The 26,835-nt window shown below is 64.1% G+C and carries 21 protein-coding genes; 14 read left to right on the forward strand and 7 right to left on the reverse strand.

Annotation, left to right across the window (positions count from 1 at the left end; genetic code table 11):
* Positions 1–60 precede the first annotated feature (60 nt).
* The gene (locus KA712_00120; protein ID MCG5051342.1) at positions 61–300 is read right to left on the reverse strand and encodes a hypothetical protein; all 240 of its coding nucleotides are present in this window, start codon (positions 298–300) and stop codon (positions 61–63) included.
* Positions 301–369: 69 nt separating this feature from the next.
* Here KA712_00120 and KA712_00125 point away from each other — a divergent pair, with 69 nt between their 5' ends.
* The 3 genes from KA712_00125 (at position 370) to KA712_00135 (ending at position 3,568) form a co-directional block, all read left to right on the forward strand.
* Positions 370–525 carry a hypothetical protein gene (locus tag KA712_00125; protein ID MCG5051343.1) on the forward strand — a complete coding sequence of 52 codons (156 nt, stop codon included), beginning with the start codon at positions 370–372 and terminating at the stop codon, positions 523–525.
* Between the two features lie 92 nt (positions 526–617).
* On the forward strand, positions 618–2,300 hold the full coding sequence (locus KA712_00130) for a DUF262 domain-containing protein (GenBank protein MCG5051344.1): 1,683 nt from the start codon (positions 618–620) through the stop codon (positions 2,298–2,300).
* A gap of 23 nt (positions 2,301–2,323) precedes the next feature.
* The gene (locus tag KA712_00135; protein ID MCG5051345.1) at positions 2,324–3,568 is read left to right on the forward strand and encodes a HipA domain-containing protein; all 1,245 of its coding nucleotides are present in this window, start codon (positions 2,324–2,326) and stop codon (positions 3,566–3,568) included.
* A 95-nt stretch (positions 3,569–3,663) separates the two neighbouring features.
* Here the strand turns inward: KA712_00135 and KA712_00140 are convergent, their stop codons facing one another.
* On the reverse strand, positions 3,664–4,080 hold the full coding sequence (locus KA712_00140) for a hypothetical protein (GenBank protein MCG5051346.1): 417 nt from the start codon (positions 4,078–4,080) through the stop codon (positions 3,664–3,666).
* A gap of 261 nt (positions 4,081–4,341) precedes the next feature.
* Here KA712_00140 and KA712_00145 point away from each other — a divergent pair, with 261 nt between their 5' ends.
* The 4 genes from KA712_00145 to KA712_00160 all read left to right on the forward strand — a co-directional run bounded on the left by KA712_00145 (position 4,342) and on the right by KA712_00160 (position 12,974).
* The gene (locus KA712_00145; protein ID MCG5051347.1) at positions 4,342–4,500 is read left to right on the forward strand and encodes a hypothetical protein; all 159 of its coding nucleotides are present in this window, start codon (positions 4,342–4,344) and stop codon (positions 4,498–4,500) included.
* A gap of 125 nt (positions 4,501–4,625) precedes the next feature.
* Positions 4,626–5,990 (forward strand): hypothetical protein, encoded by a 1,365-nt coding sequence (locus tag KA712_00150; GenBank protein ID MCG5051348.1) that lies wholly within the window; start codon positions 4,626–4,628, stop codon positions 5,988–5,990.
* 15 nt (positions 5,991–6,005) lie between these two features.
* On the forward strand, positions 6,006–11,009 hold the full coding sequence (locus KA712_00155) for a M15 family metallopeptidase (protein ID MCG5051349.1): 5,004 nt from the start codon (positions 6,006–6,008) through the stop codon (positions 11,007–11,009).
* A 33-nt stretch (positions 11,010–11,042) separates the two neighbouring features.
* Positions 11,043–12,974: a cell wall hydrolase gene (locus KA712_00160; GenBank protein MCG5051350.1), complete on the forward strand. Its 1,932-nt coding sequence runs from the start codon at positions 11,043–11,045 to the stop codon at positions 12,972–12,974.
* Between the two features lie 33 nt (positions 12,975–13,007).
* Here the strand turns inward: KA712_00160 and KA712_00165 are convergent, their stop codons facing one another.
* The gene (locus tag KA712_00165) at positions 13,008–13,283 is read right to left on the reverse strand and encodes a hypothetical protein (protein MCG5051351.1); all 276 of its coding nucleotides are present in this window, start codon (positions 13,281–13,283) and stop codon (positions 13,008–13,010) included.
* A 100-nt stretch (positions 13,284–13,383) separates the two neighbouring features.
* Here KA712_00165 and KA712_00170 point away from each other — a divergent pair, with 100 nt between their 5' ends.
* Both KA712_00170 and KA712_00175 read left to right on the forward strand, forming a co-directional pair.
* Positions 13,384–13,818, forward strand: coding sequence for a hypothetical protein (locus KA712_00170; GenBank protein ID MCG5051352.1), 435 nt, complete (start codon positions 13,384–13,386; stop codon positions 13,816–13,818).
* Positions 13,819–13,820: 2 nt separating this feature from the next.
* Positions 13,821–14,519, forward strand: coding sequence for a JAB domain-containing protein (locus KA712_00175; GenBank protein ID MCG5051353.1), 699 nt, complete (start codon positions 13,821–13,823; stop codon positions 14,517–14,519).
* A gap of 10 nt (positions 14,520–14,529) precedes the next feature.
* On the opposite strand, the gene KA712_00180 is transcribed toward KA712_00175, so the two are convergent.
* Together KA712_00180 and KA712_00185 are read right to left on the reverse strand one after the other, a co-directional pair.
* A complete protein-coding gene (locus KA712_00180; protein MCG5051354.1) occupies positions 14,530–15,681 on the reverse strand; it encodes a DNA alkylation repair protein in 1,152 nt (383 codons plus the stop codon).
* A gap of 13 nt (positions 15,682–15,694) precedes the next feature.
* Entirely contained in the window at positions 15,695–16,879 is a 1,185-nt protein-coding gene (locus KA712_00185) for a hypothetical protein (GenBank protein MCG5051355.1), read from the reverse strand.
* Between the two features lie 221 nt (positions 16,880–17,100).
* On the opposite strand from KA712_00185, the gene KA712_00190 reads away from it, so the two are divergent.
* Positions 17,101–17,646, forward strand: coding sequence for a hypothetical protein (locus KA712_00190; protein ID MCG5051356.1), 546 nt, complete (start codon positions 17,101–17,103; stop codon positions 17,644–17,646).
* Positions 17,647–17,716: 70 nt separating this feature from the next.
* Here KA712_00190 and KA712_00195 read toward each other — a convergent pair whose 3' ends face one another.
* Both KA712_00195 and KA712_00200 read right to left on the reverse strand, forming a co-directional pair.
* Positions 17,717–19,366 carry an Hpt domain-containing protein gene (locus tag KA712_00195; GenBank protein ID MCG5051357.1) on the reverse strand — a complete coding sequence of 550 codons (1,650 nt, stop codon included), beginning with the start codon at positions 19,364–19,366 and terminating at the stop codon, positions 17,717–17,719.
* A gap of 4 nt (positions 19,367–19,370) precedes the next feature.
* Positions 19,371–20,540, reverse strand: coding sequence for an FIST C-terminal domain-containing protein (locus KA712_00200; GenBank protein ID MCG5051358.1), 1,170 nt, complete (start codon positions 20,538–20,540; stop codon positions 19,371–19,373).
* Positions 20,541–20,759: 219 nt separating this feature from the next.
* Here KA712_00200 and KA712_00205 point away from each other — a divergent pair, with 219 nt between their 5' ends.
* The 4 genes from KA712_00205 (at position 20,760) to KA712_00220 (ending at position 26,752) form a co-directional block, all read left to right on the forward strand.
* Positions 20,760–21,782 (forward strand): deoxyhypusine synthase family protein, encoded by a 1,023-nt coding sequence (locus tag KA712_00205; protein ID MCG5051359.1) that lies wholly within the window; start codon positions 20,760–20,762, stop codon positions 21,780–21,782.
* On the forward strand, positions 21,779–22,873 hold the full coding sequence (locus KA712_00210) for a hypothetical protein (GenBank protein ID MCG5051360.1): 1,095 nt from the start codon (positions 21,779–21,781) through the stop codon (positions 22,871–22,873). Before KA712_00205 ends, KA712_00210 begins: the two co-directional genes overlap by 4 nt.
* On the forward strand, positions 22,870–24,939 hold the full coding sequence (locus KA712_00215; GenBank protein ID MCG5051361.1) for a DUF4965 domain-containing protein: 2,070 nt from the start codon (positions 22,870–22,872) through the stop codon (positions 24,937–24,939). The genes KA712_00210 and KA712_00215 overlap by 4 nt, the downstream gene beginning before the upstream one ends.
* A gap of 256 nt (positions 24,940–25,195) precedes the next feature.
* The gene (locus KA712_00220; protein ID MCG5051362.1) at positions 25,196–26,752 is read left to right on the forward strand and encodes a S1 family peptidase; all 1,557 of its coding nucleotides are present in this window, start codon (positions 25,196–25,198) and stop codon (positions 26,750–26,752) included.
* The last annotated feature ends 83 nt before the right edge of the window (positions 26,753–26,835 follow it).

Genomic DNA, 26,835 nt, shown 5'->3' on the forward strand with positions numbered 1-26,835 from the left:
GCGGCCGCCATGTTGCGAGCGGCGTGCCAGGTATTGTGTTCGCCGTCTTCCGCGCCCCTCTCACCAGGACTTGCCGAGCCGAATGTTGACGACGGGGAAAGGTTCGAGTTCGTTCTTCGTACCTTCGCCTTCTTTCACGTAAAGCACGCCACCCCCATTGCTGGCTGAACTCGGCATCACCCCCGGGGCCGATACGGCCAACACGTACACGCGCGCGCAGCTGGCGGCCGCCACGAACATCGAGCCCCTGCCGCGTGGATTCTCCTGTTGGTGGTGGGCCTCATCGAGGCGCGTTCGCACGAACGCCCGATCTTGCTGACGGAAGGCTTTGCCCGCACGGGGCACACGCGGCGGGCGGAGTTCTAACGGGTGCTGGCCAACGCGGAAGAGCGGCTCGCCGGCACGTTCGTCGAGCTGGCGGGCCTGTTCATGAAGCCCGCCGAGGTCCAGGAACGGCTGGACAGGCTGGCCACGGTAGAGGCCGAGATCGTCGAAGGCCCCGGGTTCGGCAGCCGCGTGCACTGATCGAGTCGTGGCGGTCAGCGGCACGGGAAGCGTTGAGCCACGCATGCCGCAGAGGCGTAGCTTTCTGGCCAACTCTGGTTAAGATACACCAAATGGCGTCCGTGTCGAATCAGCAACTTCTTTCCCCTCTAGAGAAGCCGCCGCAAGCTTTCTCGCTCACTGTGAGGAAGATTCTTGGGAAGGTGGAAGCAGCCGAAATTCGCGTTCCGGACTTTCAAAGGCCTCTGCGATGGAAAGCGAGCGACGTAGTAAAATTGTTCGACAGCGTCCTCAAAGGCTACCCTATAGGCTCACTGCTCTTCTGGAAGAAGGATGCTCCTGCGGATGAGAGTTTCCGAATCGGCAATGCGCGACATCCAGTTCCAAAGAAAGACGGAGCGTGGTTCATTGTAGACGGTCAGCAAAGAACAACGGCTCTCGCGGCCGCGCTCTTGGACCTGGACCACCGCGGGGACAATCGCTGGATCGTTCGGTACGACCCGATTGAAATGCAGTTCTTGTCGGGAGAGCCATCGGGAGACGAAAAGGGACGGCATGTACCCCTCCGAACGCTAGGCGACTTGAAGCGGCTCGGCAGATGGCTTAGGGACTGCGAACTCGACGTTGCCATGCAAACACAAGTTGAAGATGTTCAGCAGCGCATCCTGGACTTCGAGGTCCCTGCCTACCTCATGGACACGGACGACCCCGAGGGGCTAAAGGGGGCGTTCGCCCGACTAAACAGCACGGGCGTCAGAATGCGCCCTGATGAGGTATTTCAGGCTCTGCTCGGAACGCGAGCACACACGGCAGGCAAGCTGGACCTGCAACGGCTTCAAGAGAGCTGTGACCTGGACGGATTCGGTCAGCCGCCTAGACCCGAAGTCTTGAAAGCGGTTCTGGCCATGAGCGGCCTAGATCCCTCGAGGAGATTAGAGGACCTTGGAGAGAAGGCGGTATCCCATCTCGTCGGAGAGTTCGATGCGACGGAGGCACTCCAGGCCACTGTTGCATTTCTGCAGACCCCTTCTGACAGTGACGACTCCGGAGCCGGCATCCCCTCGTACGGCTTCATTCCTTACCCAATAGCGTTCGTCCTGCTTGCGCGGTGGTTCTATCTTTTTCCGGAGACAGACAAGCTCACCCGACGCGAACTCTCTAAGTGGCTCTGGCGCGGCGTTGTCACTGGAGTCCATCAGCGAGCAGCGGTGTCGAAGATGCGGCTGCAGTCTCGCAGCATAGTCGAGGACGATTTCGAAGGATCTTTGAAGAGACTCCTGGACTCGGTAAACGAGCCACTGCACGTCGATTGGACGCTCCAGCCGTTTTTCTCGCGGAACGCCGCAAGCAGAGTGGAACTACTTACTCTGCTCGCGCTAGAACCGTCGGACCGTAGAGGGAAGGTGTCCTGGAAGGCGCTTGTGTCTGATGGCGAGCGAGTAGCCCGCGAGATCTTTCGAAGCAAAGCCTGGGAAGGACTCGAGCTGGAATCGAAGCAAGCGGCACGAACCGCAGCGAACAGAGCTCTGCTAGACGCGCGCCACACGGGTCTCAGCAGTGAATTCAAGACCTGGTCGTTTGAGCATGATCGGGCAGCACTCGAATCGCATCTCATCGACAAAATCTCGTTTGAACACTTGATTAGGAACGATGTCGCGCAGTTCCTCATTCACCGTGGGAATCGGGTGCGCACGGCAGTGTCCAAGTTCCTTTCGGTCAAAGCGGGTATTGGAGAACCGCGTCTCCGTCCAGTTGACACTTATCTAGATCACGCGGACTCTCCAGAGTCGGATTGAACAGGAGCTTTCGCGGCATGACCATGAAGGTGACGCTACCGGCAGTTCAAGTTGGGACTCTGGAGCGGACTCGTACCGGCCTGGTAAAATGGATTCCGGATATGGCTTGGGAACAGACCCGGCAGCGTCCACGGCTTGGGATAGGTTTTCTGCGCTCGCCTGGTCCCAGACAATCGGGCACCGGTTTGCTCCCCTGGTTCGAGAACCTCCTCCCGGAAAAAGGCAGCATTTTGCGAGAGAAGCTCTGCGCCGCTCACGGGCTTAAGGAAACAGACTCCTACAGGCTACTTGGGGCTCTCGGAGTGGATCTTTCGGGAGCAGTTGAAGTGTCAGTTGCCACGCCGTCCAGCCCTGCTTCGGCAAGAGTTTTCCCAGAGAATGCAGCGCCCTCCGACCAATTCCGGTTCTCACTCGCTGGCATGCAACTGAAGTTCTCAATGTCGATGGTGCGCGATAAACTGAGTTTGGCGGCAGAAAGAGGTGCCTCGCAGTGGATCGTCAAACTGCCAGGAACCCGCCATTCAGAACTTCCGGAAGTGGAGCACGCAACGATGGAATGGGCAAAGGGCGCCGGCTTCGACGTTCCTCCTAACATGGTAGTTCAGACCTCCAACTTGCTGGGGTTGCCGACCAGTTGGATAGAAGACGTACCCGACGCATTTGCGATCGAGCGTTTCGATCGACGCGTAGACGGCTCAAAGATACATCAGGAAGATCTTTGTCAGGCGCTTGAGCTCCTTCCGGACCACAAATACGGAGATTCTGGGTCAAACCGAATCGGGTTTGACGGCGCATTGAAGTTTGTGAGCGACGTCGCAGGCGAAGATCAAGGACGGGAAATGGCCCGCAGGATCGGCTTCGTAATTGCCTCTGGGAATACCGACGCTCACCTTAAGAACTGGAGTCTCCTTTGGGGAAATGCGGACCTGCCTACTTTGACGCCCTGCTATGACTTCGTCAGCACAATAACCTGGGCCAACTCATACGGCTGGGAGCTTGCAAACGGTCCTGAACTGGGGCTCACTTTAGGGGGGGCCAGGAGGTTTTCCGCCGTATCACCCGAGTCCCTTCTGGCGCTTGTGAAGCGTTCGGGGCTGGCATGGTCTGCCTCAGAAGTGCGTTCTGGGATTGAGCGCGCGCGTGATGCCTGGGCGTCTTGCCAGGATGGAATGCCCGAAACAATGAGGCGCGAACTGTCGAAGAACTGGATGCGCGTTCCTCTTTTAGCCGAGATGAGGCCGAACAATCTGAGCACGTCAACGCTCTGAATTGGACGCAGTGCCTTGGCTTCTCTGGGCGTGCTGCATCTGTTTGCCGTCGATATGCGGCCTGACGTCGCGCCAAAGCCTCGAACCTACGTGCCCTATCCGTGGCTGAAAGAGAAGAGGTGCTCGCGACGCTGAATGAGCTGCGATTCTGCAATCTGGCGCCAGTCGAGGTGTTTGCCGCGCTCCTCGATGAGGGCAAGTATCTCTGCTCCGAACGAACGATGTGTCGTATTCTCGGCGCCAACGCCCAGGTTCGTGAGCGACGCCGACAGCCGTGCCACCCCGCAGTATGCAGCCCCTGAACTCATGATGATAACCCCTTCTCTGAGGCTCAGTTCAAGACACTGAAGTACCGACCAGCCTTTCCCGAACGATTCGCGTCGATCGAGCACGCGCGCCAGTTTCTGCGGGAATTTTTCACCTAGTACAACACTCAGCACCACCACAGCCGGCTTGCCCTGCTCACGCCGCACGACGTCCATCATGGCCTTGTCGACGAGCGGCTGGCGCATCGTGCTCGCGTCCTCGACGCCGCTTATGCCGCCAATCCACACCGCTTCGTCAACAGAGCGCCCAAGCCCCGGAAGCCGCCCGAGACGGTTTGGATCAACCCACCGAAACCGAACAGCACCACAGAGGAGACGCAACAGTAAACTTCCATAACGCTGGTCTCAAAGTCATTGACAGGTTCCGCCCTACGAGCTGAAACTCGAGTACTTCAGGAATGACGCTGGTCGAAGCGCCACGCAGTAATTCTCATTGGAAATCAGACGTTGATCGTCGAGACGGACCCGCCTTCCGGTAAGAAGGATGAACCTGAAATCCTGACGTTCACGGTCCACGTTCCGGCGCAAGGCGATCGGGTGCGCGTGACGGCACCGAAGGAGGGGGCGCTGGTGCTTGGTGACGCCGAAACCCCGTTCTCAAGATGAACGTACCGCTCGAGCGCGGGCACGGTGCGCCGATCCCTTGGCCAGGGCTGGGCCGTGGACGGCGCCGGACCCAACCGGAGAAGATCACTCTTGCAAGAGGGCGTCTCCGGTCAGAGTATCGCGTCATGAACCGGTCGCTCGAGTTTTACGCGCACAATAAGGGTACTTCGTCGCAGATTCGGTACTGCTTGACGATGGGGGCGCTCGCCATGCTCTTGGAGCTGACCGCTGGGACGCTCGGCTGCAAGCGGGGGAGCGAGCCGTCGCCGCTCCCGGTAGCACCGCCGTCCCCAACCAAGGTGGCGGAGCCAATCCAAGGCGGATCCCATCAGGGCGCCGACGAGCCAGACGCCTACGCACTCGTGATCGCATCTGGGAAGAAGTTGGAGGAGGTCGAGCAACGGGTACACGCATTCCCGAAGCCTGAGGTCCTGAGGCTGAGTGAGGGGTTTCCGCGCGTGCTGGCTCCGAATGAGGCCGGCGGAATTGGGAACGAGGAACGAGTGGCGGTGCTTGGAGTATGCGCAGACAAAGAGGATGCGGAGGCAGCGCGTGAAGTAGCCGTGGTCTTCAGCTCGGACGCCGTGACGGTGAAAACGGTCAAGGCCCCGGCGCTGACCCCCACCTGCCCTCAACTCAAGTTGGCGACAGGAGGCAACTTTGGCAAAGTGAAGGCCCGTGCCCCCGTGCGGAAGGACCTGCCTTCCATCGAGTGGGTCGTAAGGTCGGGCCGGGCGCCGTGGAAATGCTTGAAGCACACGGTCTCAATCGAACGCGACAAGTTCCCGCTTTGGGTGCGCGTGTTCGAGGACAACTGCGGCGTCGGCGAGAGCCGGTACAAGCGAGAGCACAGAGAGCGGTGGACGCCGGCTCCCTACGCTCGCTGGAACGGTCCCGATGGCGAGCCGACCGAGTGGTACCCCTTCAAAGGGGATCCTGACAGAGCTCCCGATCCGGACAGCGACGACGTAGGGGTCAACCGAGAGTTCTCCTTCCGGCTACTCGAGGTGAACACGCGCTGGCTGCTGGTCGTGGATACCTTCGGCGATGTCACCGACGAGTACTCTTTCTCCAGGACGCAGACCCTGCTCGAGCAGGCTGCGAATGAGCTGGAGGTTTTCAAGCACTACCCGGTGAACATCTTTGCTTCGACGTTGATCTTCGATGTTAGGGCAGGGGACGTCCGTGTGGTTCTCAACGAACCTCGCTGGTGGGGATCCAACAGCTTGGCGGTATTTCCATCAGACGGCGGATGGCCGCCGGAAAGACTGACTCTTACCTATTCAGTCTACCGCAACGAGAACTTTACTCGCTGGTCAGATCCTCAGAGCGCAACCTATCGGTGGTCGCCAGAGAAGGGCCTGTACGAATTCGAGACCGCTAATCCGCTGGATGCGGGAGAGCCAGTCAGGTACAGATGGACACGGTCAGCAGCGAAGGGAATATATGAACTCGAGGTGCTGAGAGCGCCGGATGCCAAACAGCCATAGGCAGGTGCAGGCGCCATGTCAGTCAATTTCCAGAAGTCGGTCGATGACTATAAGAACCAGGACGGAGTGGAGCTCCACTTTGGATTGGCTGACCGTGAGCTGTTGCGCGGAGAGAATTTCCTCACCAAGCAGTTTGGTGACCCTTACGACAAGGACTTCCTAGAGAAACTGACTCTGCCCCTTTGCCCAAGAGATTTCGGGTTCACTCGCTCCGAGCCGCAGGTTCGGTACCACAAGGACCTCTTCCCCCTCGTCACCTACGCTCTTCGAGAAGTTCAGAAGATCGCTGCCTCCATAGGGTACGAACTTCGGCGTCTAAATGGCTACTACTTCCGGTACGCAAGGTGCGGCCGAACGAAGAAGGAGCTCCGAGACAACAAGAAGTTCGAGGAAGAAGCCTGGCGTTGGTACAGAGAGCGCCACCCCGGTGCTTCATCATGGGACAAGTTGTTTCACATCGCTCTTGCCGAGTACGACCGAGATGTACGAGGTGCGAAAGCGACAGAGTCGGCGCATCCCTCGAATCACGCATTCGGGATCGCTTTCGACATTAATCCCTCCGAGAACGATCTCAACCACTTCAAGTTCGACATGCCGGTAGAGATCGTCACTTTCCTTCGAAAGCTTGGCTTTTTCTGGGGTGGCCATTTCAACGAACCGGACGCCATGCACTTTCAGTTTGGGCTCGAGAACCCGAAGGGCGCCGTCCCCGGCGTCTCGGCCCCCATGGGTGGCAGGAGCTGCCGGTTTCCCCTGGGAGATCCGAACCGTATGGGATCCCCCCTGAGAGCCTATTGGAACGTCGAGTCCAACGAGACGGGCGTTGGCGGCTACTACGGACTTGGCCTCAATCGCAATCTGCATGGCGGGGTGCACATGTTTCCGGAGGGGCCGACGCCGGCGCCCGTTCGGAGCATGGCCCCTGGGTACATCGCGGCGGTGCGCTTGTCGCAGCGCCAGGAAGCCAGCCCCGCCATGACCTTCGCCCAAAACTGGAACGGGTTCGTGCTCGTCCGTCATGACATCCGTTGGCGCGATTCGGGGAAAGAGGAGTTCAGCGACAAGAAGGCCCTGCCGCTCTACTCGCTCTACATGCACACGGCGCCCCTGTCGTTCGAGCCCCCAGCGACACCGCCCGAGCCCAGGGGAGGTGACAAGAAAGGGGCCGAGACGCCGGTGGTGCCCTGGTTCCAGTCGCTGCTCGAGCAGCGCTACGGCACGTTCACGAAGATCGACGAGGACGCGGAGGGCGCGGCGGGGACCACCTACTGGTCGAAGGTCCCGGTCACAGGTAAATTTCAGCCCGGCCAGAGCTTCGCCGTCCACGGCGCCCCGAAGCCGATCGTTCCGCTCGACGACCTCGACGAGAACCGGAGGGAGCGTTGGCTCTTCAAGGAGAAGCCCCTGGACGTCGGCAAAGTCATCGAGGCGTTGCAGAAAGGGCAGATCGTCAGTTTCGACGAGCCGTTCTTCCCGGTGGCTGAGGGCGAGATGATCGGACTGGTCGAGCGGCCCCCACCGGGCGCTGCACCGCCGGCGGCGCCGCGCGCGGGTGACAAAGCCGCCCCAGCAGCGGCGCCCACTCCCGCGTTTGTCCATTGGGAGGTCTTCTCCCCTGCGCAGGACGGGGGCAGCAGCGTGCGTGAGGTGCTTCGCCTCACGGGAGATCACTTCCCGGAACTAAAGAAGGCGTTCTCGGCCGACAAGCTCATCAAGGAGACCACGGAGGACAACTTTCTCGAGTTCGACGAGATCAAGGGCAAACTGCTGCCGGCGCTTTCCCCCTCCGACCGCAAGGTCCTCGAAGCCGCGGTCGACGCCTGGAAGGAGCGGCAGCAGTCGTTGGGCTTCGTCGACCTGGGCCGCCGCTCGGACATCATCGACCTCTTCGGAGATGGCGCCTCGTTTGCGCCCAAAAAGCGATGCGACGCCACCGGAGATTTTGTCGGCAAACCCTTCACGTACCCCGTTCAGATCGAGGTCGAGCGCGACGGCTTGGCGGAGTCGTCTCGTCTGGCTTCCGACGGCCCCTACGAGCTGAAGCTCGAGTACTTCAAGGATGACGCTGGTCGAAGCGCCACGCCGTATGGAACCCTCATTGGAAAGCAGACATTGATCGTCGAGGCGGGCCCGCCGTCCGGCAAGAAGGATGAACCTGAAATCCTGACGTTCACGGTCCACGTTCCGGCGCAAGCCGATCGGGTGCGTGTGACGGCACCGAAGGAGGGGGCGCTGGTGCTCGGTGACGCCGAAACCCCCGAGCCCGACGCCGCTGGGACGGGGCTTTTGGCCGACATGGCGGCCCAGCGCTGGCGTGGAGCGCGGCTCACGCACCTTTCCGAATGGTCGCCCAAAGCGGTCGAAAAGCTGCTCGGAAAGCTGAAAACGGAGGGGATCTTCACCGCCGAGGCCGACGCGAAGGCTCAGAAGGAGATCGCGTGGTGGAAGGACGATGCGTGGAGCGTCTTCCGCTCGAAAACAGCTGACGCAGAGTGGCTCAACATGAAAGCGGTCGGCATACCGCTGCTTCATGACAACAAGGAAACGGTGAAGGCGGCGGGCAGCAAGGGGAGTCTCTTCGGTGATCAGCTGCCGCCGGACGCACACGTCGACAACCTCCACCCCGTCACGATGGTCTGGCTGCTCTCGATCCTCCAGAAGAAGGGGCTGCTGGAGCTGCAGGTCGCAAGGCGCGCCATCTTCCGAAAGGAGGACGCCGATCCCGTGGCCATGGGCTGGATCGTCCACGGCGGGCGTTCGCGCGTCGAGCTTGGCACCCCGGTGCACGTGCTCGTCATCAACGATGACTTCGGATACGACCCCACGGTCGCGTTGACGATCAAGGCGCAAGGCGCGGGGCTCTCCTTGCCCATCGCGAACCGTGCGCCGTACGGCCCGAACGGGGTGTTCGTCAAGGCGTTGGCCGTGGACTTCTGGGGCTCGTTCAAGCTCCAGCTCCACGGTGCGAAGAACGCACCGAAGCGGCTCGGCCCGGAGACTCTCGAGATCGCTGCGCCCATGCTCCGCGACACCGATGCGGACGATCTCGCGGCCTCCCGTTACCGCCCCCGGCGTTCCGGATCGGGGTTGGTGTGGTGTGTGAAGGCCGACGAGCACGCGCCGCTTCCGCGGCTTCTCAATGGCTTCGTCGCTGTCGAGGTGAGCACCGATGGCAAGTCTTGGTCCGAGCCAACCGTGAACGGGAAGAATAGGTGCGTACCTGCCCAGGCGCGGACCCTTTCGTTCCAAACGCCGGTGGAGATCACCCAAGACGTGGTGGTGGAGGACGACGTCGTGGTTGGGATCGCGAAGACCTTTGGCAAAGGAACGCCGAAGGTCACGAAAAACATTGAATACGCGGAGCTGCAGCGGGCGTACACCGATCTTTCGGTCTCGTGCGCGCTCGCCGACGCGCTCCACGAGATTGGATGCCGCGACGGAGACATCAAGAGCCTCGACCATGCAGGGATGAGCGCAACCATTGCGGTGCCGGCGAGCTGGCGGCGCGTTCACGAGATTGCGACGAAGGCGCTTGCCAGTGATCGGTTCTCGAAGGTGGCCATCGTCGGGCAACAGGCGCCGCTCACCGAAGACGAGCTCGACGAAAACGTCAGGATGCCCGAGACCGAGCGGCTCAGCTCGCTTTTGCGCCAGGGGCTCGAGCTCACGGTGAAACCCACCGGCGTCGCCGCCTGCAAGAACCTGCTGATCGAGGGCCTTCGGATCGAGGGGAGCCACATCAGGGGCTTTGAGGGTACGTCGCAACGGATCACGAGCCAGCTCACTCTGGCAGCGTTCGTTCGCAAGGCGCCCGCGCGGATCAGCTGCGTGCTCGCCAACGGCCTCGAGCAGCTGCGCGGCAAGGCAAAACGGTGCGTCGTTTCCCGGCTCTCTTGGGATGGAAGCAAGTGTGTCATCGATGGCGATGGTGCCTTCGCCGCCGCCCAGGAGATCTCGGCGTTCGCCGACGTTTCCGTGGTCGAGGAGAACAAGCGCAAGAAGCTGGTCCTTTTTGCCCCGGCCCAACAAGGCGTGGTGGTCCGCTTCGATCCAACACAACTGCTCGAGGAGATCCGGGCGGAAGAGTCGAAGGGGGGACGGCTACGAACGGACGACGGGCGGTTGCATTACCGATTCTCGTTTTGCGCCGTGAACGGAGCGTCGCTTCGCGCCCCCGGGGTAGAATTCGGCGGCGGGCCCGCGGGCGTCGACCAGGACCTGTTCGGCTCGCTGGCTGGATCCTCGCAAGCGGTCATTGCCCGCTGCGCCGGGGCGTCTGGTGTTCTCACGCCCAAGAGATTCGGTCCGATCACCGCCAAGCTCATCGAAGACGAAATCGTGGTCAATGTGCCGCTCGTGGGCGGTGCCGACCTGTGGGTCGGGACGGCAATTTCGTTCAAGGCCGATCCCAGCGACGGCAAAAAGCCAAGCCGCGTGGTGGTCAAGCCAGGCGTGACCAGCGTCGGCCAGACGTTCAAGCGGCGCGGTGAGGCGCCCCTCGAGGTGACCGTGGAGCCGGACGGGACCGGAGGAGGCGGGGCCAAGCTCAAGGCATCGCTCAAGCTCCTGCTCGAGCCCCGCATCCTGGCTGAGCCGCAGATGGCCGTGGCCGAGGAGGACGGATACCTCGTGCTGTGGTGCCGCACCGAAGGCATTCCCGCTGCCCGGGGTGCACAACCCGAGCTCCCGTTCGCGTACGGCGGCCGGGGCGCTGGCAAGGTTGTCAGCGTTCGAGGCGCCAGCAGGAAACACGTCCCGCTCGTACTCGAGGTCGTTCCGGAGCGGGTCACGCCACCCCTGTCGCCGCTGCCGTTGCCTGTGAGCTACTACGCTCCCGTCCATAAAGGAGGTGGCTTGGTGGACCCAAACGGAGTTTTCGCCGCACGGATCCAAGCCAATCTCGTCGCGCCCGGGGCGTACTACAAAGTTTCCCTGAAGGCGCCCGGGCTGCCCCACATCCGGCCCGTGAATCGGCAAGTCATGCTGAGAGCGGGCTCGCCCAAGGGCCCACTGCTGTGACCTCACCGCTCGCCCCTGTGACGGAGAACCGCCATGCCTGAAATCGGAAGCCGCAGCGCCACGCCCGTCGAGGGGCTCACGTTCGAGCTTGGCACGATGAACAGGTTTCGCCTGCGCGCCACGACGCGTGTGCGACCTCGGCTCTCGCCGTGTTCGCCCGCTGTCGTCGTCACCAAGCTGCAACAAGAGCTCACGCTCGAGGGCACGGCGGACAACCTGGACCGCGAGGTGCGCGCGAGCCTCATCTGGCTCATCCAGATGGGCAGCGAGGTTCGCCGAGTCCAGCACACCGCGGGCGTGGTGTTGGTCCCCGCTGGTGACAAGGGTGGCCAGCTGGCTGCGGTCCCGTTCGAGGTGCGCGAGCTGCGGCCTTCGGCGCCGGGAGCCAAGGAGGAACCCAAGCCGGCCCCGCTGACCTGCGACGTCTTGACACTGGGGCTGACGGGCCAGGGGCAGATTGGCTTCTGCATCGAGCCTGAAGACGGGGCGACGGAGCCGTGCGAGCTCGCAGCTGGTGAGGCGGGTGCGTCGTTCGATGTGCCGGTTTCAGCGACGGTGGTGGCGCCGGACGGACGCACGCCGCTCGATCCTGCGACCATCCTGGTCGGGCGCAAGCTCGCGCTTCGCATAGAGGCGGGTGCGCCGTTCGCCAACCGGGAAGCCGAGTTGCACGTGTGGGAAAGTGAAACATCCCCGACCTCCTACGAGGATGAGCTCGCCATGGGGGGCTACAAGACGACGTTCACCATGGGCAGTGAGCCGCACGTCGAGGTGCTGCGCCTGGGCGTCGACGGCGGACGGCTTTGGTACAGCATCGGCGAAACCGCGAAGCTCCGGTTCCGCTACCGCGTGCGCGCGCTCGGCGACGATCACCTGCCCGTGCCGGGCTCGCAGCCCATCTGTGCGGGCTTGGTCGCCGAGGTGGAGCCCCCTCGGTTGACGAAATGGACCATCGCTCGCCAGGAGCCTGCCGCTCCTGCGCCCGACGCGCCCTCGGATGGGGCGCTCCACGCAGCTGTTGCGGGCCAGGTCACGCAGATCGCATCGGACTTTGGCCTCACCTTCGATGTGGCGTTGTACCTTCAGGAACCCGAACCGGTCGGGATTCGGCCCCTGGACATCGGTTGCTCCGTTCAGCTGAACCAGGGCGCCCCGGCCGCAACCGAACCCGGCACGTTCTCCGGCTCGCTGACCATCGGTGGAGAAGAGGCGGGCTACCTGCGCGACCACGCCCATGCGGCCGTGTTCGCCACCATCGCATTCCCCCCGGGGCCGAATGCCAAGGAACCCTTCGGGAGCTTCATTGCGTACACGGCCAACATGGCGCAAGCGCTACAGCCGGACGGTTTCGCTCCCTTCGTTGCGGGTGGTTTGGCGACGCCCGATACCGGCAGGGCCGTCTGCACCCAGTTGCTCTCGTACGGGGGCGACCTGGCAGCGCTCGCCTCGAGCGCGGTGCACGTTCCAGAGGCCAAGAAGAAGGAATTTCACCTGATGGTCGCAGCCATCTGGGGCGAAGCCTGCGGACAAAGCGAGGTCGCCTGGCGCGCGCTTGCTCACCTCATCATGAACCGCGCCGCAAACAAGCACCGTGGGCAGGACACGGTGGAGGGAATCGTGCTGCACACGGGCTTCGATGCGACGAGGCCTCGGAGCAACCCCGCTGACCCCTGGCTGTTCGGCGCGGCGCTCGCCCACCTTGAAAAGAAAACGCCTCTGGAGCGCCCGGACCAGGCCCTGCGTCTCGAGCGCATGGCGAAGGTCGTCGCGCGCGTCTACCTGGGACTCGATCCCGACATGACCAGCGGCGCCGACCACTACTACAGCCCCAAGGCGCAGGCAAAGCTCCACGCAAAGAATCCCCAGAAACACCAGCAGGTCCCCACGTTCGCGCTCGAATACCAGCGGGTTGCGGTGGCGATCCTTCCGACCGACGACTTCGTCTTTTTCCGCTCCCAGCGCTGAGCCCCATCTCTCTTGGCGACGGCCGCGTTCGTCTCAGGGCAGGTAATCTTCAGGCTGCTCCGCCGCTTGCTCGAGACGCTTGCGATCCCGGTTGACGCCCATCTCCAGGTAGAGCTCCACCAGGGCCGAGTAGGTCATACGCCGCCGTTCGGCGATGTCACGCACGTCCTCGTAGAGATCCGAACCGATGTAGACGTTGAGCCTGCGGTTGTTCTTTGCGGGGCGCCCCACGCGAGGTGCGGACACGTCTGCCGTGTTCCCGGGCGCGGTGGACTTCGGCCCGGCTTTGAGGGGGCGTTTGCTGGCCAATGCGTGGAGCAGTGTACCAGAGGATTTCTACCTGCAGAAACCCACCAAAATGCGCATCTCCGTTTTAAAAATGTATTTTTAGTGCTTAAAATTGTCCCCCATGAAAACGTCGTTTCTCATGGCGCCCGGATCGCGGCGGATCGGGCTCGAACGGGTGGTGTTTACGTGGGCACCGCTCAACGTACGCGCCTGGCTGCCAGGGCCCTTTCGCGGATGGGCCGAAGCGGATGGCGCCGTACGCGCCGCCGCCGACGCCCTGGAGCCGGGGGAGGTGGCCAAGACCTACTTCGAGGTGATGTGGCAGGATCGGCGCTGTCACCGGGGGCGCCTGGATCTCGTTCGTGATCTGCCGGGCGGCGCCACACCCCTGTCCTTCAAGGTCAGGTTCGACCTGGCGTTCTTTGCGGGCCGCCATCGGCCTGCGAGCTGGAGCGACGAACAGTATTGGTCCGTATGGCTCGAGCACCTGACACACATGCCGACGCATCCGCGGGCCTGCGCCCAGCTGCTGGATGGCTACGAGCTGGGGCTGTGACCATGGCCACGCGATCACGGCTCTCGACGACCGAGCTTCTTCCGCTTTTGGCCGAGCTTTTCGGTTCGCGGCGGGCGGGTGCCTTGCTGGAAACCCATGGGGACCTGCGCCGCGCCTACCGCGCCTCCGATGAGGAGCTCAAGGCGCTGGGCTTCTCCTCGGCCCAGATCCGCCGCTTGCGTGCCATCGTGCACCTTGCGGCGTACACCCGGCCCAGCCCTTTTCCCAGCGGCAGAAGCATTCGGCGGGGCCGCGACGTGGCCGCGCACTTTTCGGCGCGCTTGGCGTTGGCCGAGGTCGAGGAGTTCTGGGCGCTGGCGCTCGACGTGCGCAACCGCGTACTGGAAGAGCTGTTTTTGGGGCGTGGTTCGCTGACGAGGGTCGAAGTGCACCCGCGCGATGTGTTCCGTCCCTTGGTGCGGCTGGGCGCCGCGGCCGTCATCTTCGTTCACAACCACCCAAGCGGCGATCCGGCGCCATCCGAGCAAGACCACGAGCTCACCCACCGCCTGGTGAGCGCAGGCCTCCTGCTGGGCATTCCCGTGCTGGATCACCTCGTGGTCACGCCGGGCGGCGCGCACACGAGTTTGGTGTGCAGTCCCCCGCGCTTCAAGCCCGACGGGCTGTCCCCCCAGAACGAGGCTTTGCGCAAGGCTACGCTGAGCGTGCTCGACGACCAGTTTGGTCCGCGCGCTTGGTGAGGGACGCCCCTCAGCGGCCACCCCCCACAAAACCTCGCCGCGAGGAGGGCACCTGCAGCGTGAACGTGGCCCGCCCCAGGGTTTGCCCGTTGGCGATCAGAGCCACGCTGTGTTCGCCCCCGTAGTACTTCCGTGTGGTGATCGGGCGGAACGAGTGCTTCTTGCGCAGGACGACCGTTTGCCCCTCGTCGAGGTTCAGCACCTTCAGCTTGAACACCTTTTCACCGCGTTTTCCCCCAGAGAGCTGAAAACCGATGGCGTAGTCGAGGTTCACCACCTCGGCGGGCCCCGCCTGCAAAGTGACCTCCATCACCAGGTCGTCGCCCACGGACAGGCTCTCGCGATCGAGCGTGAACGCCACGAGCTTCGTGCGCGTGCCTGCAGAAAACCCCAAAGCCTCGAGCGCCCCGGCATGCCCCTGCTTGATCAACGTGCGCAGCGCGCGCTTGGCGATCCAGGGCGCGTGGGGATTCGAGGTCTCACGAAGCCACGCCTTGACCGTCTCCACGACGAGCTCGGGGTGATCCTTGGCGATGTCGTTCAGGTTGTTCGCCACGGAGGTGCGCACGTACTCCTCATCGTCAAAGCGCAGCGGTGCAATCAACGCCAGCACCGGACCCGGATCCTTCACGAAGGCCGCAAGCCGTAGCCCCCAAGGCAGACGCGGCCGTGTGCCTTCACTGACCCAGCGCCGCACGTGGGGGCTTGCGTGGCTGCGTGCGTTCGTCAAGAAGGCCAGCGTCTCGTCCGGATGCTGCACCAGAAAGGGCCGCACACAAAACTCGGCGGTCGAGCGTTGCGTGAGCTCCCGCATGGCCTGCAAAGAGGGCAGCACGTGCAATAGACCGTAGGATTCCACGAACTGGGCGTGGATCCAGTGAAAGAACAGCCCTTCCGAGACCTGCGCGCCGGTCTCGAGAGGCGGCCCCATGGTCGCCAGCACGAGGGGAAGCGCCTCGGCGTAGTCGGGGGGCAAGTGCTCGGCCCACACCTGCGCCACCCACTTCACTCGTGCTTTGAGCTCGAGCGCCTCGAGGCCGTCGAGGGCGCGCGTGCGAAAGCTGGCCTCGTCAAAGCTACGCCAAGCGCGCCGCGTGGCCGTCGCGAGCTGCTGCACGACGGCCCCGCCGATCCGGTGCTTGAAGGCGTTGCTGTTCTCCACGGCTATGCGGCTTTCATTGCCCTGGGAAGTTCGCTTCGTTGAGCTGCCGGAAGCAATCGCCGATCTCCGCGCAGGAGCGGGTGGCGCAAACGTCGAACTGCACGAGGTCTTCGTCGGTAAAGAGCCCCACCAAGGCGCACACGTCGTCGGCGATCGTGCCGCCTGGCAAGGATTCGCGGCAAGCCGCTACGGTCTGAAAGCAGGTCAACGCCGGACCGGCGACCACGGCATTGCAGCTCGGCTCCGTGTCCGCAAATCCCGCAGCCGTACACGTCGCAAGGGCGGCGTCGTTCCGGTAACGCGGGGGCGCCGCGGCGACGCCCGCCCACTCCGCACAGGTTTCCACGAGTTTCGCCGCTTCGGGCTCGACATCGTCGTCGTCGTCGTCGCGTGCAAACGTGCAGAACTGCGTGTTGGTTGGCGTTCCGATGCAGTTGTCGAAGACTGGCAAAAAGCGGGGGTTCAGGTTGCCAGCGGCCAGCGGGGCTTCGTAGGTCGCCCGGAGCGTGAGGCAGGCGGTGCGCGCGGCGGCCTGCTGTTCGGGCGTTGCCTCGGGCACGCAGGCGGCGAGCAACTGCGGCGCACCTTCGCAGCCCAGGGACACAGGACCGGCATCCGGACCGCCGGCATCAGGCGCGCTCGCATCGTCCGCGCCGGCATCGTCCGCCCCCGCGTCGCCTGCCTCATCGAAAGCAAAGCCCCAAACACCCAGCTCGGAGACGGGTGCGGTCCATTCTTGGTCGCCGTTGTCGGCGGGGCCCACGAGCGTGCCCACCTGGCGGACGAGGAATCCCGTGCGCGCTGAGACGCCTACCACGGCTTGATACCGCCGGGCGAGAGGAGGGGGCGCGAGCACCTGCCGAAGGCGCGCGGGCGCCACGAACGCGAGGCCCGGGCCCGTCAGCTCCACGGCCACGTCACCTACGGGGGTGCGACCCCGGGTCAAGAGACCCGAGACCAAGCGCACGCGGGCGCGCGCAGGACGCTGTAGCGCGCTGGCAGGCACCTCCAGTACGGCGCGGCCGCGGCCCACACCGATCGCCACGGTGACGTCTTGCCGGCCGAGCTCGACGGAGTTCTCCGCCAGGATCGTGGTGTAGAGGCGCTGGTTGTCGTCGTCGGAGCAGGCGCTCGCGAACGCCGCCATGACGACGAGGGCGATAGGCAATGCGGGTCGAATGCGTGATGAGTGGTTCATGGTGTCCTTGTCTTTGCGGCCTTGGGCCCCTTGCAGCGGTGTCATCGTAGAGCAGACGGTGGCAGATGCCGAACTCCTTCACCGGGAGAGTCCCCCGGCGTGATGACGAGCGGGCCCAACCCATCGACACGCCACGCCCCCGTTGCGGACACCCTTCTGCCTTTTCCGGGTGGGGCGGGTTCCGTTGACGCGAGATGATCACTTCGGATAGGCTGATCGGAATGTCCAAGCTCGTCGCTCGATCCTTCCTCATGCTGCTTCCCAGCACGTACTTGGCCCTGTCCGCCGCGAACCCAAGCCTGTCCCGGGCCGAGGAGAGGCTCCCCAAAATTGGCTCTCTCGAGGGCTTCGGGACCTGCCTCGACCAAAGCTACGACCCCGATGGGTGCCTCGAACGCGCGGAGGCCTTCTTCAAGAAGCAGCCCGCGCAGCGCTTTGGCGCCGCGAAGCTGGTGCGCGTGAAGGTCAACGCCGAGCGGGCGCTACCGCTCTTCGACAAAGCCCTGTCAGGGAAGTTCGACAAGCAGCTTTGCACCGATGAAGACCTGCAACTTGCCGTGGTGGCGGGCCTTGGTGTGCCTGCCCACTACGCGGCCGTGCCGCTGGCGCAAACCCTGCTCGGCAAGCGCTGCTTCGCCGAGCTGCGCGCCGCCGTGCAAAAAGAGATGGACGATGCGCCCGGTGGCTACGTCGCCGACAACGCATGTCCGGTCTTCGCCGCGCAGGGCAGCCCCTGCAAAGCGGCCGAAGCACCGAAAAGAAACTAACCCGCGCGATTTGTGCCTTCGCGGGGGGCCTGTCCACTGCTGGAACAGGGCCCCCACCGGCACCCTCGGCTCAGCGGGCCGCTTGTCGGCCGACGAAGGGCTGGGGCGCTTCACCCGCTGGCACCAGCTCGGGTGGCTTGGGCACGGTGATGAGGAAGCGGGTGCCCCTGCCGAGCTCACTCGTGACCTCAATCTGCCCCTCTGCTTCGCGCACGGCGTCCCACACGGCGCTCATGCCGACGCCCCGGCCTGAAACGTCGGTCGTCACGTCGGCGCTGGACAGCCCGTCCAGGAAGATGAGGGACAGGCGGTCCTGCTCGGTGAGCGACGCGACTTCGGATTGATTGACGCGACCCGATGCAACAGCTCGTGCGGTCAGCTTGTCCGTGTCGATGCCCCGCCCGTCGTCGTTCATCTCGAGCACCCAGGCATCGTCACGCTCACTGATTTTGAGCTGCACGTGGCCCTCGAGCGGCTTGTCCTGCCGGGCGTCCGGGGCCTCGATGCCGTGGTCCACGGCGTTGCGGAAGAGGTGCGTCAGGTTTCTCACCACGGGTTGCAGGATCTGCGCATGCACGCTGACCTCCCCACCCTCCAAGTCGAACCTGACGCGCTTGTTCAGTCTGTCCGCGAGGCGCTGTACGAAGTTATCGATGGGACCCAGCAAAGTGCGGATGGGCTTGAGCTCCAGCTCCAGGGTCCAGCGTCGCAGAGGTTCTGCGGCTTTGGTGTCGCGCACCATCGTCTTGAGTTCTGCCATGCGGTGCGCCGAGACCTCGTAGCTGTTGTCGTTGGCCGCGGAGAACGAAAGGCCCAGGATGTCTGTATGCCGTTCGAGGAAAGCCTCGTAGGCCGCCGCAATGCTGGCGAGGTGCTCGTGCGTCACCACGTCTTGCTCTTCGATCTCGTGGATGAGGGCTGCCACCTCGTCGAGGCCGAAAGAGGCCGCGTTGCCCTTCAAGGTGTGGATGACCCGCCTGACGTAGGCTGCGTCTGCGATCGCGGCCCGTGCCAGCTCGAGCTGGTTGCGGCTGTCCGCGATGAAGTCAACGAAGGCGTCACGGTTTTTCAAGATCGAAAGCAATGCGCCGTTGGTCCGGCTCTCCCGCTGCGCCGTCTCCAGGCTGGTGTTGTCGGAGATCGTGACGAGCAGACCCGTCACGTGGCCTGCGTCATCGCGGATCGTCCGACCTTCCAGTTTGAGGACGCGTGGCCCCACCTCGAACCGAGAGGGCATTTGGTCGAGGAGGAGCGCCTCGGGCAGAAGGTCCTCGAAGATCTGATCCACGCTGAGCAAGAAGTGGCTTCGTTCTCGCTCACTGCTGACGGCGAGGGCGTCGAGGAAGTTGGCTCCGCTCAGATCGGACTTGGAAAGCAAGGCGCCGCAGGACTTCGTGAAGCCGGGCTGAATCACCAGGTCCCGATCGATGACCAGGAACCCGAAGGTCACATTGTCAAGAATGATTGTGAGTTCGCGCGTGCGGGCCGCAACCTCTTTTTCGAGGCCTGCCGTGTACTTGGCCATCTCGTCAGCGCGAGCCTCCATGACGGCGCGTCGGCGTCTGTTCTCTTCTTCCCGGACGCGGGCGCGTTCGAGTTGCTTCTGAATGCTGCTCTGGTCGCCGTTGTAAAGCCCGAAGACCTTGTTCTTCAATACGTCCACGGTGCGCTCGGCGGCGCGTGCGCGGGCTTCCCAGGATCTCGTGTCAATTGTCGTCATGGTGTCATCCGTGAAGGGCAAGAGCGACCAGCGTTTGGTTGATGTGCAGACCGTTGAGTTGTTCGCCGTAGGTGTCGAATCCGATCGAGGCCTGGGCGGACTGCGAAAGCACCGCATCCACTTGGGGGATGAGGCCCGTGTTCTGCGCCTCGAGGGCCCGCAAAATGCAATTGCACATCAACATGAAATCGGGTTTGCGCGGGGCAGCCGTGGCGCCGCCGCCGTCGCGAGCCACGTCGGTTTGGCCGAGCGCCCTTTGCAACTCGACGGGCATGTCGTGGTGGCCGCCGATGTCGAGGACCATGCCGTCTTCGACGGCGCAGTAGAAGGTCAAGGCTCCATCGGCTTCGATCTTCTGAATCGAGCGTACGTAGATCTCGCCGTTGACCGAGAAGGTCAACGGGTTCATGAAGGCCACCGCATCCGTCACCGCGTCGGGCGTCAGCCCGAGGGCGCGTGCGTAGGCATCGAGCGCGGGCTCACCGTCGAGCTCGAGAATCTTGCGGGTCTCGGGGTCGCAGTTCGTGACGACCAAACGGCGCTCGGTACGGGTGAAATGTTGATGCTTGAGGATCGAAAAGGCAGAAGGATCCTCGGCGTGTGCCAGCACCAGCACGGCGGCATCGGTCTCGGCGCGTCCCTCGGCGAACACGTGGGTTTGCTGAAACTTCAGGTCATCGCCGGCGCTGCCGCCCAAAAAGGGAATGCCTTCGAGCGCCTCGGCGAGCCAAGCCGAAAGGCGCTCTTCGCGCAGCCGCAGACCATCGACGAAGGTGATCCCGAAGAGGTGGCTGGGGTCGAAGTCCTCGCGGTCGATTGCGAGGCTTTCGAAGAGGCCGTCGACCTTCGCCTTGACGGTGTTTTGTTCGAGCGTGCTCAGCCCCGAAACCAGGGTGGCCTGCCAGCGCAAGCGGGGCGTTTTGAGACCCGCAACCACGAGGGCCCCGTTCGAGTGGGCGCCACCCAGAAACTCCCCGGTGGTGGTGCACCCCACGACGGGCACGTCCGGAAATCGCCGTCGCGCCGCGGCCATGACGGCGTGGGGGTCCCGGTGGGTGCTCGAAAAAAGGAACACGATGTCGAGTGGCGCGGAGGCGTCGAAGTCCGCTGTGGCGGCGGCCATCGCTTGCTCGGCGTCCGTGTCGAAGGACCGACCCTGAAAAACTGTGATCATAAAAACCTCGTTGAAGACGGATCGACTTGTGGCGAGGATCCTGAAGAGCCCCGGAGCGAAGTTACGTGGAAGTTACATTCGAAATCGGCTGTCGAACCAGGTTGAAGCGGTGCGCGGGGGGACGAGCGCTCCCTGGGGGGCGGGCTTCCTGGTCGTCCCGGCCGTTTTCGACCGAAATGTCGATTTCCCTTCGGGTGGTCGCCTGGTAAAAGCGGCCCGATGACCACAGCCCGTCTGCCCCTCCTCGAGTTCGTGCTTTCCAACTACAAGAACTTCAACGCCCGCGCGACGCGTGACGCTTTGCTCGCGTACTGGGAGCACATCGAGCGGGGCGGCAAGATGTTCTGGGCCGTGGCGGGCGCCATGTCCTCGGCGCAGCTGGGGCTCACGCTGGCGCCGGCCATCCGGGAGGGCTTGATCCACGGGCTGTCGGTGACGGGCGCCAACCTCGAGGAATCGCTGTTTCGCCTGGTGGCTCACAAGAGCTACAAGGACTTTCCGGAGTACCGCTACTTCACGAAGCAGGATGACACCCGCATCCTGAACGAGCGCATGCGGCGGGTGACCGACACCAGCATCCCCGAGGACGAAGCCTTCCGTGCCGTCGAGCGCTTCATCGTGCCCATGTGGAAAAAGGCGAGCGACGACGGCGTGCGCCGGTTCTGGCACGAATATTTTTACGATCTCATCAAGATGATCGACCCCAGCCAGTACGAAGGCGATCCCAAGGCCAGCTGGCTCCTGGCGGCCGCCGCGGCCAACCTGCCGATGGTGGTTCCTGGGTACGAAGACTCGACCTTCGGGAACATCTTCGCGTCGCACGTCAAGATGGGTGACTTCGCGGCCAGCATCGCGAAGTCAGGCATCGAGTACATGGGCGCGCTTTACGATCAGTATCAGGAGCTGGCTGCGGGCGAAGGCGTGGGCTTTTTCCAGATCGGTGGAGGCATCGCGGGTGACTTCCCGATCTGCGTGGTGCCCTCGCTCAAATACGACCTCGAAGCGCCGGCGCGCCCCTGGGCTTACTTCTGCCAAATCTCGGATTCGACCACCTCGTACGGGTCGTACTCGGGCGCCACGCCCAACGAAAAGATCACGTGGGACAAGCTGACGGCCGAGACGCCGATGTTCGTCATCGAGTCGGACGCGACCATCGTGGCCCCCCTCATGTTGAGCGCGCTGCTCGAGTGCAAGCGAGAGCCCGAAGCCGCCCGCGCGCTCATCGCCGCGAGCCGCGCGTGACCGAGCTGGCCTCGTCGTCCACCGCCCTGCGGCCGCTGGCAGCGGCGGAGCGTCTGGCGGCCTTGTCCAAGGAAGAGGCGGCGTGGGCCAAGAAGGTGGAGCGGGCGCGGGCGGCGTGCGAGGCGCTCGAGCTGTCGTTGGCTCGCATGCACGCGCAGCTTGGCGAGACCGCAGACCCGCTCATGGCAGAGTGCCGCCAGGTAGACGAGCGCATTCACGAGGCCTTTGCTGAGCTGCTCGCCGGCCGCAGCCGGGGCCGGGCAGAGGTGAGGGCGCTTTACTTGGACCTGCAGGAGCGTGGCCTCATCTCCGACCGCCGCAGCGCCGAGGATGTGGCCGCCACCTTTGGGTTCGACGCCGAGGCCTTCTTCGGGGACACGCCGCCCACGCCCGCCGCAGCGGCACCTGATGCCACGGTGGACGCGCCCAAACACAAAGGGAGAGACAAACAAGCCAGCCGGGATCTGTTCCGCAAGCTCGCGGAGTGGCTCCACCCGGATAAAAGCCACGGCACCATGAGTACGGAGGAGCGGGCGCAACGCGAGGCGGCCATGAAGGAAGCGTCAGCCGCTTACGGAGCGGGGGATCTGGCGCGCTTGATGGCGCTCGAGACCGCCTGGGCCAAAGCCGCATCCGGAGGCAAGCCCCATCTCCCCTCGGCCCCTGATCTCGAGGCCCGCTGCGAAGCGATGCGGGCGCGCATCGCCGAGCTGCGCGCGGAGCACAGGGAGCTGCGGCACGACCTGCGGCTCATGCGGAAGGAGCCGGACGCGGCGTTGCTTGCCGACGTCAAGCGCTTCGGCTACGAGGAGGTCAGTGCACAGCTGACGAACGAGCTCGAGGAGGAGCTCGGCGCCCTCGAAGATCTGCTTTCGTTCGTGGCGTCGTACCGTGACAAGCGCATCTCGTTGCGTGAGTTCCTGGAGGGCCCCGTGATCTTCGATGACGAGGACGAGCGCGCGCTGTTGGCGCACCTGGAAGATTTTTTTGTCGCTGTCTCGGAGCCGCCCTCGCGGGGGGCGCGGGGTGGCAAACGCTCCACCGGCCGAAACAAGCGCGCTGCGAAGAAGCCCGGGCGGAGGCGCGCGTGATCATCGCGCGGGCAAGGCTGTGGGTAGGCTATCTGCTCATGCTCACGGTGGGCGCGTCGAGGGCCCGCGCGCAGGAAGCCCCCTTCCGCCCGCCTGCGTTTCCGCTCGTGGCCCTGGATCCCTACCTCAGCCTGTGGATGCAGGACGAGGTGCCCACCCGTGCCGAAGCGGTGCACTGGTCGCAAAGCCCGGTCCCGGTGCGGAGCCTCGTCTCCCTCGACGGCAAGGTGTACCGATTGATGGGCAAAGCGCCCGGCTTCGTGCCCGCGGCCCGCACGACGAGCGCGCAGGTCACGCCCACGCGCACCCTCTTTCGCTATACGCAAGACGGCGTGGAGCTCGAGCTCGCGTTCTTGACGCCCACGCTGCCCGAGAACCTGGATCTGGTCTCGCGCCCCGTGACCTATGTGGTGTGGCGGCTCACGGCGAAGGACGGCAAGCCCCACGACGTATCGATTTACTTCGACATCTCGGGCCTGGCCACGGTGAATGATCACGACCAGGCCGTGACGTGGCAAGAGCGGCAGCTTCACGGGCTGACCGTGCTGCGCATGGGCAGCGCCACGCAGGCGGTGTTGGCGAAAAGTGGCGACGAGCGCCGCATCGACTGGGGGCACCTCTTCGTGGCGGTGCCCACCGCCGCGCACAGGGGCGTGTTCGCAGGCAAGAGCGAAGCCAGCCTCATGGCCTTCGCCGAAGGCAAGCCGCTGCCGAAGACGGGGGCAGAGGGACAGGGCCTTGCCGTCAAAGAGGTGCGGCCGGTGATGGCCTTCGAGCTGCCGCTTGCCTTGTCTGCCACCAAGCCGGCAGAGGCGCACGTCACGCTCGCCTACGACGACATCTTCTCCGTGGAGTTTCTCGGCCAACGCCTCGAGGGTTACTGGAAAACGAAGTTCTTCGGCATCGAGAGCCTGCTATTGGCATCGGAGGCCGAGCGCCCTGCCCTCGAGGCACGCTGCGAGGCCTACGATCGTGAGCTCATGAGCCGCGCCCAGCGGGCAGGTGGCCGGGAATACGCCGAGCTCTGCGCGCTGGCCCACCGGCAAACCATGGCCGCGCACAAGGTGGTGCGAGGCCCGGGGGGCGAGCCCTTTGCGTTCTCCAAAGAAAACTGGAGCAACGGATCCATGGGCACGGTGGACGTGTTCTATCCAGCGGCTCCGTACTTTCTCACACTCAACCCCGAGCTCTTGAAGGCGCAGATGACCCCCATCTTCGTCTACGCCGCGTCGGGCCGCTGGCGCTGGCCCTATGCCCCGCACGACGTGGGCACCTACCCGCTTGGCAATGGCCAAACCTACGGGGGCGGCGAGGCCAGCGAAGATCGGCAAATGCCCGTGGAGGAAAGTGGCAACATGCTGATCCTCAGCTACGCGATCGCCAAGCGGGAGGGCCACGCGCGCTACGCGTCGCGGTTCTGGAGCCGCCTGAGCCTGTGGGCCGAGTACTTGCTGGCCAAGGGCTATGATCCCGAAAATCAACTCTCGACCGACGATTTCGCCGGCCATCTGGCGCACAACACGAACCTGTCCGTGAAGGCCATCCTGGGCCTGGCGTCGTATGGAGCGCTTTGCAAAATGCGGGGCCTCGACGCGCGGGCGCAGGTATTTCATAAGGCCGCTTCGGCCATGGCGCGCCGCTGGATCCGTGAGGCCGACGATGGCGATCATGTCCGCCTGGCCTTCGACAAGCCGGGCACGTGGTCCCTGAAGTACAACATGGTCTGGGATGATCTTTTGGGATTGGACTTGTTCCCCGAGGCGGTCGAGGCCAAGGAGGTGGCGCATTACCGCAAGGTGGCGCAGCGCTACGGGGTTCCCCTCGATAGCCGCATGACCTACACGAAGCTCGACTGGATCTCGTGGGTGGCCGCGCTGGCCGAGGACGACGAGAGCTTCCGGGCGCTGATGCTGCCCGTGCATCGCTTCCTGCACGAGACACCTGACCGTGTACCCATGACGGATCGCTACTGGACCACTACGGGCGAGTGGCGTTCGTACGCGGCGCGCTCGGTGGTGGGTGGGGTGTTCATGAAGTTGCTCAAAGAAAGCATGCGCGGGCGCTGAGGCCTCGGCCGTGTCCACGCGCCATTCTGGGCGCGTACGGGGAGAGGTGGCCGTGTGCCGTAACCTCTGGCTGCCCGCAGGCGACGGAACCCGGGCGTGCCTGTCGCGGTTTGTGCCCCTGACGCCTCTGCTCTTGCGCCAAGTCCAGTATTTGAGCCAGGAATGATGCTGGCTTGCGTCTTGCTGTAGTGCCGCGCCGCGGTTGCCCGGGTTCTCCGGGCTTTCGCGAAGTCCCTCATGTCCAGGAGCTTTCCTCATGAACCCATTGCTCAAAAGGGCTGGCCTTGCTTCGACGATGGCCACCTACGGCGCCTTGACCGTCGCTTGCGGCGGTAACGTGGCTCCCTCCGAAACGTCCACGGATCCCGAAAGCCAGGAACTCATCGGCGGCTTTGCGGCCGGAGACCCGCAACTCGATTTCGCTGGTGCCCTGGTGGGTTACTACCCGGGTGAGCGTTACCTGCAGCCGGTTCCGTTCTGTTCGGCGGCCCTCGTGGGCAGTGAGAGTGTTCTGACCGCCAAACACTGTGCCCGTGTTGTGGAGGAGGTGCGCTGGTACGGCATGCGCGCCGCCTTCGCCATGGGACCCAACGCCCTCGCGCCGAACCGGCTCATCGACATCGTGGAGGCCGAGAGGGCCCCCGGCGAGGCATGGGGCGGGTTCGTGGGTGTGGGGCGCGATGTGGCGGTGTTGCACCTCGAAGAGCCTGTGCGCAACGTTGCGCCTCTCGAAGTGCGCCCATTGACCGCGCGCAACGTGGGTCAAAAGCTCGTGGCCATCGGCTACGGCGTCTCGGGCGACAGCTTCACGTCCGGCGAGCGGCGCGTGGGCACGCAGACCGTGAAGGCCACGGAAGGCCGCGCCTTCGAAGCCCTGTTTGGTACCTTCGACGCGTTCTTCGCTTGGTTCAAGGACAACGGCTACGGAGCGCGGCCCTTCGTCTCTGAGATCGGCTTTTGGGGCTCAGGCGGTGCGCCGGCCCCCATGGGTGGCATCGGTGGCGCCGCCGGCTCAGCGGGATCCGCCGGTACAAGCGGCTTCGGGGGCATCGGAGGAGGGAGTGACGACGTGGGAATTGGCGGTGAGGGCGGAGTGGGCGGTGAGGGCGGAGCGGGTGGCGAGGGCGGAGCGGGTGGCGAGGGCGGAGCGGGTGGCGAGGGTGGTGACGGAGGGATCGGTGGTGCAGGGGGAGTGGGTGGTGACGGCGGGGTTGGTGGTGGATACGGTGGTCAGGGTGGGGGCGGTGGTGGATACGGCGGCGGCGATCCTTACCCCTATCTCGAGCAGTTTGCCCGCGAGCTCTGGGAGAGCACCCTTTTGCTGCCAGGTGACGAAGCCGTCACCGGAGGAGCCCCGGGAGACGCCCAGCCCTGCTTGGGTGATGCGGGAAGCCCGCTCATCCGTTTCAACAAAAAGACAGGAAAATACGAGGGATTCGGCGTGGTCTCTGGTGGAGTGGGATCGAACCGCAGCGTTTGCGACTTCGGCACCGTGTACGCCACGTTTGGCTCCGAGGTTTTGCCCTTCGTTCGTCAGGCGGCACGTTGGAAAGACCCTTGTGGAGACGCTGATGAATCCGGGATGTGCATGCAAAACGTCGCAAGCCGCTGCACCACCCTCGAGGAGGGGCCGCGCCGCATGACCACCCTCGACTGCGATCTGTTGGGACTTGCGTGCCGGGTGCAACAGACAGGCGTTGCCTGTGGCAGCACGGCCTTGGCATCACCGCCTCCGGCTCCGGAGCCCGCCACGGCAGAGATGCCCGACTTCCCAGAGATGGCGCGAGGCCGTTTCACCCCGCAGCCGCGCTGAGCGATCGAAAAGCCCCGGGGCCGCACAGGCTCCGGGGCGGCCGGGCGCTGCGCAGCGAGGCTCCGGGGCGGCCAAGCCAGCTC

This window comes from Myxococcales bacterium (genome assembly GCA_022184915.1).
Lineage (GTDB): Bacteria > Myxococcota_A > Polyangia > Fen-1088 > Fen-1088 > JAGTJU01.